Consider the following 15,212-nt stretch of genomic DNA (forward strand, 5'->3'; position numbering starts at 1 on the left):
TCATCTGTTCAGATTATGTGTTTTCGATTCGTTGGAATCCTGAATCAAAAATTCCAACGAAAGGGATATCTCTATTATTTGGAAATTTATAAAAACTTCAATCCAATCAAGGAAGAGCAAGTACAGGTGCAGGTTTGATATCGCAACTTAAACCGACAGTCACAAAATTATCTATTACGAGACCAAAGGCATAGATTTGTGTTACACATTTGTCTACTCCATCTTTTAGATAGTATTTATTATCTTCAAGTCCAGCAGCGATTGGAATCAGTGCCCCATTTAATAAGTTGGCTAATAAGGATGCAGAAGTGTAACTGAATGAAGAAGAGGAAGATGAGGAGGATGTTGACCTAAAATAGAGAGTGTCAATTTGTCTCCCTGCGCTTATCAGTTTTTCGAGTGCTTCTTTGCCGGTGATGTTTTTAGAACTGAGACCTCCAATCACAGGTTGGTTGCAACAAATCAAAAATCCAAATATTGAAATTAGAAAAAGTTTAGATGTTAGGTTATTCATATATGCAAACATTTTGATGTATGATATTTTCTGTCAAAGGGAAATTACCGCAAAATACGGGTCAGGTGATGTAAGAATGTTTTCCCCTAATTTAAAAGTGAAATTTATGGAATTTTCACTACTAAATTCATAAAAAACCCTGGGTTTTGGTGTGTTTTCTTTTCTTCAAAAGAAAATTTATATTTTGAAGTAGGGTTTAAATTAAGAAAGAAATTTAAGTGAGGCCATGGAATCATTATCTTTGGTTTTGCAATTGCGAATGCAATTCAAGTTCATTCATGGCAGAAAACTCATGTAAAATGCTACAAAATTTCATCTCAATATAAATTTCCAACCACCTATCACCTACTCCCCCCTCCTAACAACTACTCACCAAATGTTAACCGGTTATATCGAGCCTGACGAACGTGATGTAACATGTTCTACCTTAGAGACAAATTTATTTGTTTGTCAGAATTGAACTGATCATTAACACTAGTTCTATGAAAATTAAATTGAATATTCTTCTTTCTATATTTTGTTTGTTTTGCATACTTTTGACTGGAAATTGTGCAACTTACATGAAGTATGCTATGCAAGGAAATCAAGATTTGAATGTGATTGGACCAGAAGACAGTCATATTTTTCTTGATGATGAAAAAATTGGTGAATCCTTTATCATTAAAGATGTTGGTTTTCCGAAAAAAGATGTTGTAGAAAAAAAGACAGTACGGATCGAAAAAACTGGATATGCTCCGCAAGTTATCGAATTAAAAAAGGGAACAAATAAATGGATATGGGGAAACTTTTTGTTTTTACTCGGAGCACCCATCGGATTTGGAATTGATTATCTAGCAGGTGTTTTTGAAAGTTTTACTCCACTCAATATTAAAGCAGATTTAATCCGTGATGAAAAATACAAGGTTGATTTAAATTCACCAACTCAAAAAAAATACAAAGCTGTTTTAGATGAGTCATCAAAAATTCCGGTAGTGATTACATACTCGAATCTTAGTGCAGTTAATATTGAGAAATTGGATGAGAAAGGAAATGTAATTCCCAATGCCAACGATGAATACACAAGTATTTTTCAAAACCAATCCAATGTAAAAACATTAAGTCCTGGTACCTACCGAATCAAGGGTGTGTACCAAACTTCAAGAAGAAGTGGAAATACGATTACAACCTATACGGCAAAAAAAGCTGGAGAAATGATTCTTACCATCCCTGGTGGTGGAGCTGGCGCATTTTGCGGTCTCATCGATAAAGAGAAAAAAGCGACATCCTTTCGTTTCATCCATATCAATGAAACGAATGCGAAATCTTTAGAAGGATTTTTGCCAAGGGCTCAGCTTTCCAATCGCATCGCTGGTAGTTGTGATGGAATCTTTGGACTCCAAGACTTACTCACACAGTAATACTAACTTACAATGGCATACATTCTCGCTCCTAGCGGGATGTATGTCTCGAGAAGGTGCACTGATTCAATTTTAAAAAATCGCAATTTCGATCCAAAACATATTTTAAAATTGCTTATGATAGGATTCGTAAGGAGAGAAGTATGAATCCAACCATAAAAACACCTGGGATCATCCAGATCGGTATCATTACCGAAAAATTGATCGAATCTAAGGAGTTCTTCCAAAAATGGCTTGGGTGGCAAGTTAAGTTTGAATCTGAATGGTTCCTTCTTTTGTCACATCCCGAAAAAGAAGACAGAGAGATTGCATTTATGTTGCCTAACCAAACAGCCGTAAGGAAATCTTATTTTCAGAAAGCATATACTGGTCAAGGAGTTTGGCTCATCATCGAATCAGAAGAAATTGAGTCACTTTATGAGCAAATGGTGAAAGCTGGAGCGCCAATCGATCTTCCAATCACGAAAGAAGAATGGGGTGATTTACATTTTACAATGATTGATCCAAATGGAATCGGTCTTGACTTCGTACAAATGAGAAGCTAAACTTTTGTGGATTGTATTCAAAGAAAGAATCATTTCTATATCCTATCTGGGAAAAATTAGAATCTAATCTTTCCGAAGAAATTGCATTAAACGAATTAGCCTTTTTTTCTACCTATTCTCCTTGGCATTTTCATCGATTGTTTTCTCGATTTCAGTCGGAAAATGTTAAGGACTACGTTAGGCGACTACGTTTAGAAAAATCTGCCTTTGAAATCAAAACTACTTCATTTCCAATTTTAGAGATTGCTTTAGAAACTGGATATACCAGTCAAGAGGCATTTACAAAAGCATTCCGAAAGACATTGGGAATTACTCCAGCTGCCTATAGAAAGAAATTCCAAACAAAACAAAGGAACTTTGGTGGTTTAGACGCATTAAAAATTTTCGGGATTGGAAGAGAAGATATCAGTATAAAAAAGATCTCTTCGTTCCATTTGCTTTACAAACGACATATCGGACCATACGAAGAAATGCCTGGATTTCCAAAGGATTTAACTTTTTTAAATCCTTTTGAACAATGGTTCACCCAACATAAACAATTATCCAAAGAACAAAAATGGATTGGTATTTCTCAAGACGATCCAGACATCACAGATCCAAATAAAATCAGATTTGATATTGGTATTCCTGTTTCTTCTCATACACAATGTCCTAGCGGGTTAGGCATACAAATTGTACATGGTGGTGAGAGGCTTCAAATTCGGGTTCGACTGCCTTATGAAAAACTGCCAGAAGTATATAATGCAGTGATCAACGAATTCTTTCCAAAGTTTCACAGACGTTTGGCAAATCATGCTCCCTTCGAAGTTTATTTGAAACGGGAGCCAAATGAAACTCCCATTACAGACCTTTATTTTGCGCTCAGAAATTGATCCAAAACATTGAACTTGGTTCAAATATTCTCACTGGTTCGGAAATTAATTATTTGACATTGGTTCAAAAAGACACCAAAATGTCTCAATTGTTCAGATTATGTGAAAAATGTTCCGATTCGGAGGAAATATGAACACAAAAAAAGCATTCGGTTTGGTGCTCACTTTGGTATTGGCAGGTTCTTTGTCTGCGCAAACACAAAGCCAGATGTTCCAAAAGGTTGGTGTGATTGGGGATTCCTTGAGCCAAGGGTTCTTCGGTGTGACCGTTGAGAAAAAAACACAAGATTGGGCTTACCCAGTACTCGTATCCAAACAAGCAGGTGCCTCAGTATCTTACAATGTTCTGAAAGGACCATTCGTAAACTTAGAGGATGTCCTGAAATGGGACTGCGGTGTTTTTTGTATCGCTGAAAGTATCATTGGGGGAAATCAGTCGACCGTTTCCTTGCCAACTCATGCTGGTATCACTGGAGCGGAATACACAACTGTTCTCAGAACTTCAGGTCAATGTGAAGACATCACTGCCACCAAACAAGAGAAAGAATGGTATTGGAAAGAATGGTATTGGTACACATACCGCTGGGTGACTGTTGCTGATTGCCAAGAACCAGATAAGTTTCACCGATTCGGTTTACGAGATGCGGGAACACAAGCACAAGTTATGGAAAAAGTAAAACCAACTTTCCTTTTTGGTTCTGCTGGTGCTAACCACGTTCTTTGTACTGCACTTCATACTTCTACCGATTGTTTGGATGAAACACGATTCAAAAGAGACATTCGTGAATTTTTCCGAAGAATGGCTGCGATGGGAAGTTTGCAAGGTGGAGTACTCTTTACAGTTCCAAACGTAACTGCAATTGCTTTCCTTGAAAGTTACAAAGATCCAAATGGTAGAGCAAACTATTCTGGACTCAAAGCATTTTTTAGAAATTCAGTTTCTGATCCGAACCAAGTATTGGATGCAAACGAAATAACAACCATTTCAAACTTTTTGAACATGTTGAACAATGAAATCAAAGCGCAAGGTGCAACAATGCGTTTTGCAGTGGCTGACTTACGTGTGATCTTTGACGACATCAAAGAAAACGGAAGACCTATTCAGAGTGCTTCTGGATGGTCTCCTGGAAGTGCACGTGCAAATTGGCCAATTCCAAACCAACCTGGTGTGTTTGGTCTTGACGGAGTTCACCCGAACATGTACGGTCACTCACTATTTGCGAACGAGTTAATTAAAGCAATTAACGCTCGTTACGGATTTACAATCCCACAAGTGAGTGAATACACTGCTTGGTATTACGATACACTGAACAGAAATCCAATTGATTTGAAAAAATTCTTAACTGAGAATATTTTTGGTCAGGCAATTTCTTGGGTAGTGTCTATCTTTACATAAGAGCCTAGATAGATGGGTAAACGACCAGTGGGAATAGGCGTACGCTGAAAGTCATTTGGTCGTTTGCTTATAGAATAGAAATTATATTATAACTATTTGGGAGTTTGAATTTAGGTTCCCACTACTACAACTCAAAACATTCCTGACACACAAGCAAAGTCATACTTTGAACCAAACCAAGACTGAATCGCGTTTGGATTCTAAAAAAATTTTGCTTATAAATGAAATAACCAATGGCTTAAATCAAAAACTTCAAAAAAAAATACTCTACGCTAGTAACGCGTTATACCCTTGATGCAAAATCAGAAAAAACTTGGATACCAATTCAAAAGGTAGCACAGGCAGTGTTGACACAATACTCACCATAGGAAGTAGTTAAATCGTGTCAGGGATTGAATAAAGAATCGTCTTATATACGTACGGAGTATTCAAATGAAGAAGTTTTTTTTACTATTACCTTTTCTGTTTACTGGGTGTTTGTCAGTCCCTGAAGGTGTTGGTACCGTGGTGGGCTTTGAGCTTGAGAGGTATCTTGGGAAGTGGTACGAGGTAGCAAGGCTTGACCACTCATTTGAAAGGGGGCTTGTGGATGTCACCGCTGAATATACAAAACGAGACGATGGCGGAGTAAAAGTCATTAATCGTGGGTATGACCAACTCAAGCAGGAATGGAAAGAAATTGAGGGAAAAGCTTTCTTTCAGGATACACCTGATAGGGGATTACTCAAAGTTTCCTTCTTTGGGCCGTTTTATGGGACTTACAATATTGTTGCACTTGATAAAATCAATTACAGTTATGCCCTTGTCTGTGGTCCTGACAGGTCTTATCTTTGGATATTGGCAAGGACTCCAGAGATTTCGAAAAAAATCACCGACGAGCTATTGGTCAAGGCTTCCTCTCTTGGTTTTGATACTTCCAAACTGATTTTTGTAGGACATTCTAGAAAGTAAGAATGGAAAAAATCTCTTTAAGAAACTTGTGAACCACTTCCCAATTCATTTACCGTAGGGTCTCGCCCTGAGCTTGTCGAAGGGTTACTTATTTAAATCCACTCCTTCGAATACCTCTGTTTGGTGAGGGTTTTTATAGAGGTAAATTCGTTTTGTGATTCCATGCGAAGGAAAATCAAAAAGCACTTGTAGGCCATTGACCGGGACGAATGGTTCTTTTTGTAAATTGATAGGCCGAAAACCAGCAAAATCAATGTCATTATTTAAAGCGTATAAATTATAATCATTAGTGATTAGTGCAAAGTGATAGTTTGGCAATATTTCTTTCAAAAAATAGTTTATATGTGCGATTGGCCAATGATGTAATACGTCTTTTACGATTAACAGGTCTGCGGATACATACCGTATGTCACTTAATTGTCTAATGACTAAGAATTTGATGTTTTTTTTGGAATATTTTTTTGTGTTTTTTTCAATGAGGGCAGATACAAGATCATATCCCACATAATTTTTTCCTTCTGGGATGACCATGGTTTCCATAAGTTGCCAGTCTCCACAACCAAGGTCTACAATCGTTTTATACTTTGGGTCATTTAAGTATTCTTGCAATAATTTAAGATAGGGAACTGCATTCTCAGGTTTGGAGCCAATGCCTGAGCCATCACCCCATTTTTTTTCATCATATACTTTTTTAAAGGCAACTTGTTCTGGTGAAGTATTTTGATCACAGGATTGAAAGGAAAAGAAAAATAAAACAAGATAACAAATCAGTTGAATGAATTTAGATCGGATGGATTGTCTTTTGATCACATTCATAAGATTTGGCCCCTGATTTTTATTTTACCATTTAGAAACATGGCAAGTGTTTTTCCAAGAATTACCTTCTTATCTAAAACGCAAAGCTGCATATCTTAAGGATTGGCAATAGGCAAGTTGATGATCCATTCACTTCCCTTTCCAACTTCAGAAGTGACTGAAAATGTGCCTTTCAATTCCTCGACAATTAATTTAACAAAATGGATCCCAAATCCGTTCCCCACTTCACCCGCAGTACCATAGGTAGAATTTACTTTGTCTGAAAATACGTCTTTGATTTGATCCGCTGTCATTCCGATTCCAAAATCTTTGATTCGTATCACAAATATTTGTTTTTCGGATTTCATGATTTCAAAATGAATTTGTATCTCACTTTTCATTGGTGAAAACTTAAGTGAATTTGAAACTAGGTTCCCAATCATTTGAAAGAATTTATTTTTCGGAATTTTCCTTGTAGATAGAGTGGGATTTATGTTTACATTGATGGTAACTTGTTTCGTTTGAGCCTGTGCATGAAATAAATTTAACAATTGTTCGGTAAAATCCTTTATCGTGATATCATTGTTAAGTGTACTTTCATCCGTAAATTCACTCATTAGATCATTTACCAAATTTAAAACAGAATCACTACTTTCCTTAATCAATTTCATATTCGAAAGATATTCCATCATGTCTATATGTTCTTCTTGGAGGATGATATCAGCCAAACCCGATATACCACCGATGGGGCTTCGAATATCATGTGCTAACATTTTATAATTTCTCAATAATTTGAGATTTTTTTCTGTTATTAGATGAATGGTGTTTTTGTGTTTGATACGCTCCTTCACTTCTTTTGCGATGATTTCTAAAAGATTAATTTTATCTGGAGAAATTGAGTTATCCTCTGTATCGATTACGCAGAGAGATCCTATATTATATCCTTTTAAATCAATTGGAATTCCATAATAGTATTTAAAGTAAGGACTTTGAGTGACAAATCCTTTCTCTTGGAACCTTGGGTCTGACCTTAGGTCTTTTACTTCTAGATGTGAATTGTTTAAGATCGTAAATTGGCATACAGTTTCTTCTCTTGGAGTGAGAGTAGAGGGAAATCCAAAATCACCAATTGTCCACTGGTGTAATGCATCAATCAGATTGATATGGGAAATGGGTGTTCCAGTGATCCTTGCTGCCAATTCCGCAAGTCCATTAAATTCCTCTTTTAAAGAAACATAGTCTAAGTTTAATTCTGCTAATTGGAGTAAGCGAGCGATTTCATTTTCGGGAATGATTTGCATGGATTGATTCCTAATTGTTTAACACTTGCGCTTTACCGAAAGGTGCCACCCTTTAGTTTACCGAGGGGTTAATCCGTCAAATCTACTTCTTCGAATGCCTCTGTTTGGTGGCGAAACATCCAAAGTTTATCACCAGAGTAAAAATTGATAAAACCATCTCGCATTTCAAATTGTGAAATTCCTCGGAGTAATAAATTCTGTTCGAATTGCATCTCAGTGGGTAAATCCATCACAATCATTCGGCGTGTGGTGATAATGGCCACTTTGTCATGGAGGTTAGCAAAGGCACGAAGGTTTTCTTGTTCAAGGCTAATGGTATCCCAATGGTTCGTATAACTGTTGTATATGTAGAGTTTGCGTTCACTGGCAACAAGTGCGGCTTTGTGACCCATAGCAACTTGGTATCGTTCTTCGCCAAAGATATGACCCTTTTCCCATTCGGTGCTTGTATTACTGACACCTAATAAGTTTTTTTGAGAAACTATTATACAAAGGTCACCGAAACATTTGGAGTAACGGACATGTTCCCCTCTTGTGGAATATGAAACTTCTGTTCCATCGGACAAAAATGCTTTAAAGGACAAATGACCTTCCACAAAGTTAATGGTTGTTTGGATATAAGGGTATGCTGTTTTATCGGTAGTCCAATTGGAAAATGCGGTGACATCTTGTTTTACGGGAACAGAAGGAACATGTAAATCCGGGTGTGGTCTTTGTGGTGGTCTCGGACGATTTTGGCCAACTGTATCGATATAGTAAATGTCTCCATCAAATTGATCGGGGTTCGCAAAAAGAGAGGGAATGAGTCCGGTCGAAACGGAAATCCCAATGAGGACAAAGAGTATTTTTAGAGTCTGTTTTGAATGCGACCAAGAGAACATAAACTTAGGTTTCCTTCCCGGTGAATCTTCATTAGATGGAATCTTCCGACAACCATTTCTCTGTCTTAGACGGAGAATAGTTCTGCAAATGAGTGAGTAAGTCCTTGGATTCCCTTAGGACAATCACGAGATCCATATTTTCCTTTTTTAAAAAACCAGAATCCACCATCGTGTGGAACATTTGGACAAGTGAGTCATAAAACTCATTCCAATTCAATAATACAATGGGTTTGTTGTGAAGTCCCAGTTGTGACCAAGTGACCACTTCAAAAAACTCTTCCATGGTTCCAAAACCACCAGGTAACACGAGAAAAGCATCCGAACGTTCAAACATAATTCGTTTCCTTTCGTGCATCGATTCCACTTGGATGAGTTCTGAAAGTCCCATATGTTCTATTTCCTTTCGTTTCAGAAACGTTGGGATCACACCGATGACCTTACCATGGTTCTCCAAACAACCGTTTGCCACAGCTCCCATTAGTCCGACACTCGCACCACCATACACAATTCCCATTTGGTGTTTTGCAAGAATTTCACCCAAATGGAAAGCTTCTTTGTGATAGGAAGGGTTAAGTCCAGAAGAGGAACCACAGTAAATTGCGATGTGTTGTATCAGAGCCATCTGAAAGACAATATGTAAGTTCCATAGGAATTGAAAAGTGAAAACTGTAATTTAGAATCTGAAACTGGGAAAGGAGTCAGGTTATTTACGAAAACCGTATAAGGCATTAGCCATAAATTCCCATTCAGGTGTTTGAAAAAATTCTCCTTGTGGTAAGGAAAACCATGGAGAGTTGGTTGTAGTATTTTTTAAAATATGCATTTCCTGGGAAGGCATATAACTCTGCGCTAACAGAAATAAAGTATTTCCCTCTTTTGATTGGGCCTTGTCTACAACCATCACCACATGCCCAGGCGAACCTGCTTGGATCCATACATCCCCCGGTTCCAAATTTTTGAGTTGTTTTTTCTTAAGTTCTGATTGGAGTGAAATGGTTCCCGCATAACTATAAATAAATTTTAAATAAACTTCGAACACATCGCGGTTAGTTCCTTTTTTTGCAATCCTTTTTTTCCAACTAGTTTTATTTCCCTTCACAACCACTCGGTCACCTTTTACAAATCTAGAAAAGGGAACTAACATTCCATTGCTGATGGTAAAATTGATTTTCTCCCATTCCTTTCGCGAATATAGATACTCTGCCCGAAGTTTCATGACCGCATCAGCACATTGGATGAGGTCTGTTTCCAGTAAGGGAAAATCTAACACAGCTTCATGGACTTGGTTTTGTTTTTTATTTCCATTGTACAAAAACACAGGGCTTCCTTTAGGTTTTAATGGAAAGTTTTGTAGGTAAGTAGAAAAACTTTCTTTTGGGTAAGTGATTCGACTGTATCCGTTAGGTGGCGTTAAACGTTCTTGTATGGATTCAGAAAAAATTGGTGCAACTAAAAGAAAAGGGATAAGGAAACAAAATCCGTATCGCAAATCTAAATTGAATTTTAGTCCAAATTCCAATTTCAACGAGTTACCACCAGTTTGATTGATTCTTCCAACCATGCTTCTTTTGCTTCTGCAAAGGAAACAATTTTTGTGACAATTTTTTCAGGTGTAAACATTCCATTTTGGATTTCGGGGTAAAGTGCTTTCATAGAATCGAGTGATTCCACTCTGCCGATATGGATTTCCGCACCTTGATTGTACATCTCCAAATATGGAATTTCAAAACGATTGGTCCAAAAGATCGATGCTGAACTGAGGATTGCATTTTTTCCCATGGAACGAGTGGCAAATTCCCAACCTTCTTTTGTGGCAGAAGCATCACAAACCAAATCAAACTTTTCACTTGGTTTTGGGAATGTCGTTACATGATTCACTGAGATTCCTAGTGATGTAGCAAGTTCGATTCTACTGCGGTCAGTGTCCACATAGAGCACTTCAGCTTTTTTTGTTTGGTGGAGGTAAAGAGCTGTGTAAAGTCCAATACTACCCGCGTTCCCACCAACCACTAGTGTTTTAGGATCTTTTTTTCGTTCTAAAAATCTACCTGCCAACTTCCAAACTTCGGCAATATTATCACTGAAACTTGCAATGCCAACTGGGTTAATGTTAGGATCCATAGGAAGTAACATTTGTTTTGCGTATGGAACTTTGATGAGTTCTGAAATTGCACCACCTACATTGTGAGCACCAGGTGGCATTCCATAAGCGGAAGTATAAGGAACTGTTTCACATGAATTGGTATGAATCGATAAACACGCAGGACAGGTTCCACAAGAGATTTGGAAAGGAATCGCAACCACTGATCCAATTTGGAATTGTCCAATGAGTTCGTCCGATAGAGTTTTGATACGACCAACAAACTCATGTCCTACGGGAAATGGTGCACGGAATAATGTTTCTCCCCGCACGATGGGTAAATCCAAATCACAACGAGCAATGGCGATGGGTTCCACTAGCGCTTGGTTTTCACCAGTGATAGTAGGTGTTTCTACTTCTTCCCATTCAAGGATTCCTTTTTTTCGAAAGACTAGTCGTAACATATGACACTCCGTATACCGAACGGTCTACTATTAGCCTTTTCTCAAAATTTGGCAACTAAAATTGTTGGAACCAGTTTGGCAATTTTGGCATCTCTGTTTCTTCCCAAGTCCAATCACCAAGGACAGTAACAATCGGTGATTTCGTTTGTAGTGCATTTATGAGACCACGTGTAAGGTCTTCTCTTACAGTAGGTCTGTAGGGTGTGCCAAACTGTTTTTGAAAGGATTCTTTTTCGTGTTCCCAAGCATAGGATAGGAAAAAGTCCATAAACTTCTCGTTAGATGATTCAAATTTGTTTTTGAGTCGTAGAAGGTCAGGGTGGTTTGTTTTTTTCATTGTCCTTTGTAAAACGATCGAAATTCCTCTTACACTTTTAGAAAAAAATGTCCCTGCTCGCACAATCCGTCGTTTTGTTGGATTCTCAAATGCCCAAAGATCAGCCTTGTATTTTGCAATTCCCATGGATCCATAAAATGCCAACGTATGGCTTAACCAATAAAACGCTGAATAGGCGACAGTGAGTTCCGGTCCAAATTCCTTTTCCAAACTCACCATGGGATCCAAACAAATTCCCAAGGTATTCTTGATTTGTTCGTTTGTACTTTCTTCAATGGGAAAACCTACTTCACCAAGAGCCGGTGTGTAAATGAGAGCCTTAATCTGTTTGGGTCTACCATGTTTTTCAAAATCATCAACGATAGAACTAGTAAGCCCAGGTTCTGCTCGTTTTCCAAATAAGGTTAGGTTTGAATTCGACACAGGTTCATTAGTTGTTGTGGAAGTGATGATAAAGGCATCTGGATCTGAGCTACGGATGGCTTGGATGGCACTTTGTCCGGCTTCCCCCGAACCACCTATGATTAAATATTGATTTTGTCCCATGAATCCCTACCTGAATGTTTTAGAGGTTCTAATTTTCGATTGATCATGGTAAAGTCTCTTAGATTCTTTATCGGAACAAGCGAAATATGAAAACGATTTTATCCTGCTCCAATTGTCTCAGCGGTCATTCCATTTCCTCATCCAAACTGGAAGGCAAAAAAGGAAAATACCGATGTAAAAAATGTTCCATTTGGAACCATTTTGATTTTCGAAAGAACCTCACTGGTGAAAGATCCGACTCACTCGTGTTATTTGATCTAAATTTTATAGGTCAAATTCCCAACCATACCCTTCAAGGACAAATTTTTGGAAGGTATACCACAAACTTTGTATCCGAGTGGTCAAATGAAGAGTTAGTTTTTTTGAAAGATGAGGAGGGAAACGATGATGATGTTCGGATTTCTATCTCTGGACTTCCTGAAATTGTTCGTTTAAAAAATTTTGATTATGATATCACAACAACGACACCTTCCAAAACTCTCAGTATCATCATCAATCATAATGTCAACATTTCTCCTGTTAGACTTTCCTTAACGGTAGAAGATTATGACCATGCACTTGTGAATGGAAAATTGTATTTGGCAATTTCCGATGAGTGGAATACGTTTTTACACGGTAGTTTTACAGCTACTCATATTTATAAAATTGAGTTTGATGAATATGGAGTAGCAAACAAAGAACTTCCCGATTTTATCTCAAGTTATTTAGCATCCAAAATTTATGCGTTGTCTGGTAATATATTATTATTACAAAAACATTATCCATCATTAACAGAAAAAGAAAAAGATGAATTACTCACACTTGTGATGTATCACTGGCCCGAAAACCAAACAACTGTTTCGGAAGTACATTTCAAAGAAACAAACATCCAAGCAAAATTCCAACTCACTCAGAGAAAACTGAACGAAACTTTTATTTTTTTAATTTCCAATCAATTAAAACCAAATGCAAACCATTGGCATATCATTCATGATGTTGTTTGCCATTCAGAATCCGAACCAATCTTCATCCCCATTCTCAAATCAAAATTTCCAGAGGAATACCACCAAAACTTAGGAAATCAATTAGAAACTAAAAATGAAGATAAAACTTTAGATTGGTTAGATGAAGATGATGTTTATTTATTAGATTCTTTTGTAAGAACAGTTGGATCCTTAGATTATATCATTAAAGATTCCATTCGCAATCCTCTTGGTTTTACTTTATTACAAGAGGCTTTTGTACGTTCTAAATTCAAATCTTGTATGCGATTATTGGAAAGAGGTGCAAACCCCAATATTTTAGATGCTAATGGAGAATCTGCCATCTTCAAATTATGCCAAGACAACAAACTTCGTTTGCAAGAAAAAACTGCACTCATGGATGAACTCATCAAACGTGGAGCTATGGTAAACTTACAATCGGTAAATGGAATGTCACCTCTCCATTGGTGTTCTGTTTTTGGAGAACCAAGTTTGGCAAAACGACTCATCCAAGCAGGTGTTGACATTCACATAACGGATCAAATTGGCAGTACTGCTCTACACGAAGCTTGTAAATTTGGAAATTCTTCTGTCCTTGCTTTATTACTCGAATCGGGAGCGAAAGCAAATGGGAAAACCTTGGAGGAAAAAACAGGCCGTGATTTAGCCTTTGAAAATTTAGAAATTGCCGAACTGGAATCAGACGAAGAGAAAAAGAACCGTTACCAAAGGGTTCTTTCTCTCCTTGATGTGTATGGTGGTTAAAATCCAAATCGTTTTGTTTTGATCACCTTAACGATCAAGTACAAAACGAGTCCCACTGGACCATAATAGAAAGTGAGGAAATGAATGGGAACAAGGTACAATCGATGGATTCCAATTGACTTTCCATCTTCTGCTTCCCAAGTTCCGATAAACAAATCAAATGATAGATAATGCACCCATCCAGCTAACAGAAATTCATCGTTTGTAAATAAAGAACGCACCGATTCCAAACTTGAAAAATTGCCTTCTGCCTTCCCAAAACCTAGAGACAGGGCAAAAATGTATAACCCTCCAAGAAATAGACCCGAAATCATAACGCGAAGGTATGGTATCACCTTATTTTGGTTTGGTGTAATGATTAATACAAACCAGGAAAGGAGTGCAATCGAATTTGCAATCGTAAACATAAGAGATGAGTTCATGTGGTTACCTTTGTTACAAAGAATTTTGGAGAGGAAAATAGACGAATGAAGAGTGTCGTCAGAACTAAAACAATTAAACCATAACTACCTGTAAAATAACGATGGAAACCGAAAATCGAGTATCCCATCAATGTTTGAACCACCATCAATCCATTCATCATGAGTAAAAAAAATCCAATCAATCGAATGATCATCCTATGTTCTTTCCTTTCCAGAAGTGGCATTAGAAAAGCCGCCAATACAAAGAAAACCTGCATCACATGCATTCCGAAAAAATGAGGGACTCGCATGTCACCAATCACCGTACTCCAACCAAAAAAATAGAGGCCTTGTCCTGCTTCCCCCTTTCCAAAGTTATGTGATCCACTTGTTTGGTAAATTCCTTGTTTCATCAGTTCCAATTGTTCTGGGCGTGGAGTTGTCATAAAAAAACCAATAATCATTCCAAAACCAGCGATGAAAAGTCCCCAAAGTAGGCTTTCTTTCACTGCCTTTGGAATCTGTTTTTGTTTGAAGATGGGTAGGATCATACCTAAGTGGAAAAGCCAAAAAATGGAAATACTGGTTCCCATAACAGAAAACACAATTTGGTTCCAAGTATTGGAAACATTAAAATGGCTATTTTCTCCTCTAGCTGCCTGCATTGTGATGAGGATAATTTCAATGGCGGAGGTGATGGTGAGTGTTATTTGAGTTTTTCGATTGAACTTCCAATCTGCCAAAAATCGTTCCAAAACCCAAAGGGTTGAAAACGAATAAATCCCAAGAGATAAAGAGAACTTGATAGGTTTGATCCAAAGATTTACTCCCAAAAGGGTTCTTGTATCTAATAAAAGCAGGGGAATCATGGTTATCGTGAGCACTGCCATTGAGATTCCATTCCAAAAAAGTGGTTGTTTTTTGATGTTGGTGTATTCCATAATGTAGACAGTGTAAACCTGCATGTAGGCTCTGTCAACATAAAAAGTATACATTGTAAACATT

The 15,212-nt window shown here is 37.5% G+C and carries 16 protein-coding genes; 6 read left to right on the plus strand and 10 right to left on the minus strand.

Translation table 11 applies throughout. From position 1 onward, the window contains the following. Positions 1-106: 106 nt before the first annotated feature. Positions 107-526 (minus strand): TIGR04452 family lipoprotein, encoded by a 420-nt coding sequence (locus tag ND855_RS01295; protein ID WP_265356841.1) that lies wholly within the window; start codon positions 524-526, stop codon positions 107-109. Positions 527-1,074: 548 nt separating this feature from the next. Here ND855_RS01295 and ND855_RS01300 point away from each other — a divergent pair. The 5 genes from ND855_RS01300 to ND855_RS01320 all read left to right on the plus strand — a co-directional run bounded on the left by ND855_RS01300 (position 1,075) and on the right by ND855_RS01320 (position 5,675). Then, entirely contained in the window at positions 1,075-1,911 is an 837-nt protein-coding gene (locus ND855_RS01300) for an LEPBI_I2678 family protein (protein ID WP_265356842.1), read from the plus strand. A gap of 143 nt (positions 1,912-2,054) precedes the next feature. Next, a complete protein-coding gene (locus ND855_RS01305) occupies positions 2,055-2,456 on the plus strand; it encodes a VOC family protein (protein ID WP_265356843.1) in 402 nt (133 codons plus the stop codon). Between the two features lie 11 nt (positions 2,457-2,467). Further along, positions 2,468-3,328: an AraC family transcriptional regulator gene (locus ND855_RS01310; protein WP_265356844.1), complete on the plus strand. Its 861-nt coding sequence runs from the start codon at positions 2,468-2,470 to the stop codon at positions 3,326-3,328. 130 nt (positions 3,329-3,458) lie between these two features. Continuing rightward, the gene (locus ND855_RS01315; RefSeq protein WP_265356845.1) at positions 3,459-4,724 is read left to right on the plus strand and encodes a hypothetical protein; all 1,266 of its coding nucleotides are present in this window, start codon (positions 3,459-3,461) and stop codon (positions 4,722-4,724) included. 432 nt (positions 4,725-5,156) lie between these two features. Continuing rightward, positions 5,157-5,675, plus strand: a complete 519-nt coding sequence (locus ND855_RS01320; RefSeq protein ID WP_291879905.1) for a lipocalin family protein — start codon at positions 5,157-5,159, stop codon at positions 5,673-5,675. Between the two features lie 84 nt (positions 5,676-5,759). Here ND855_RS01320 and ND855_RS01325 read toward each other — a convergent pair whose 3' ends face one another. The 7 genes from ND855_RS01325 to ND855_RS01355 form a co-directional block, all read right to left on the minus strand. Then, on the minus strand, positions 5,760-6,491 hold the full coding sequence (locus ND855_RS01325; RefSeq protein ID WP_265356846.1) for a class I SAM-dependent methyltransferase: 732 nt from the start codon (positions 6,489-6,491) through the stop codon (positions 5,760-5,762). Between the two features lie 95 nt (positions 6,492-6,586). Further along, a complete protein-coding gene (locus tag ND855_RS01330; RefSeq protein WP_265356847.1) occupies positions 6,587-7,771 on the minus strand; it encodes a GAF domain-containing sensor histidine kinase in 1,185 nt (394 codons plus the stop codon). A 68-nt stretch (positions 7,772-7,839) separates the two neighbouring features. Beyond that, positions 7,840-8,652: a hypothetical protein gene (locus ND855_RS01335; RefSeq protein ID WP_265356848.1), complete on the minus strand. Its 813-nt coding sequence runs from the start codon at positions 8,650-8,652 to the stop codon at positions 7,840-7,842. Between the two features lie 31 nt (positions 8,653-8,683). Further along, positions 8,684-9,274, minus strand: coding sequence for an LOG family protein (locus ND855_RS01340; protein ID WP_265356849.1), 591 nt, complete (start codon positions 9,272-9,274; stop codon positions 8,684-8,686). A gap of 81 nt (positions 9,275-9,355) precedes the next feature. After that, a complete protein-coding gene (locus ND855_RS01345) occupies positions 9,356-10,177 on the minus strand; it encodes a DUF4846 domain-containing protein (protein ID WP_265356850.1) in 822 nt (273 codons plus the stop codon). Next, the gene (locus ND855_RS01350) at positions 10,174-11,196 is read right to left on the minus strand and encodes a zinc-dependent alcohol dehydrogenase (RefSeq protein ID WP_265356851.1); all 1,023 of its coding nucleotides are present in this window, start codon (positions 11,194-11,196) and stop codon (positions 10,174-10,176) included. The genes ND855_RS01345 and ND855_RS01350 overlap by 4 nt, the downstream gene beginning before the upstream one ends. 55 nt (positions 11,197-11,251) lie before the next feature. Beyond that, entirely contained in the window at positions 11,252-12,079 is an 828-nt protein-coding gene (locus ND855_RS01355) for a hypothetical protein (RefSeq protein WP_265356852.1), read from the minus strand. Between the two features lie 86 nt (positions 12,080-12,165). Between ND855_RS01355 and ND855_RS01360 the strand changes: the two genes are divergently transcribed. Then, on the plus strand, positions 12,166-13,806 hold the full coding sequence (locus ND855_RS01360; RefSeq protein ID WP_265356853.1) for an ankyrin repeat domain-containing protein: 1,641 nt from the start codon (positions 12,166-12,168) through the stop codon (positions 13,804-13,806). On the opposite strand, the gene ND855_RS01365 is transcribed toward ND855_RS01360, so the two are convergent. Together ND855_RS01365 and ND855_RS01370 are read right to left on the minus strand one after the other, a co-directional pair. Beyond that, a complete protein-coding gene (locus tag ND855_RS01365; protein ID WP_265356854.1) occupies positions 13,803-14,228 on the minus strand; it encodes an ABA4-like family protein in 426 nt (141 codons plus the stop codon). The two genes, ND855_RS01360 and ND855_RS01365, sit on opposite strands and share 4 nt — an antisense overlap. Beyond that, a complete protein-coding gene (locus ND855_RS01370) occupies positions 14,225-15,211 on the minus strand; it encodes a hypothetical protein (protein ID WP_322113511.1) in 987 nt (328 codons plus the stop codon). The genes ND855_RS01365 and ND855_RS01370 overlap by 4 nt, the downstream gene beginning before the upstream one ends. Position 15,212: the final 1 nt, after the last annotated feature.

This window comes from Leptospira paudalimensis (assembly GCF_026151345.1).
GTDB lineage: Bacteria > Spirochaetota > Leptospiria > Leptospirales > Leptospiraceae > Leptospira_A > Leptospira_A paudalimensis.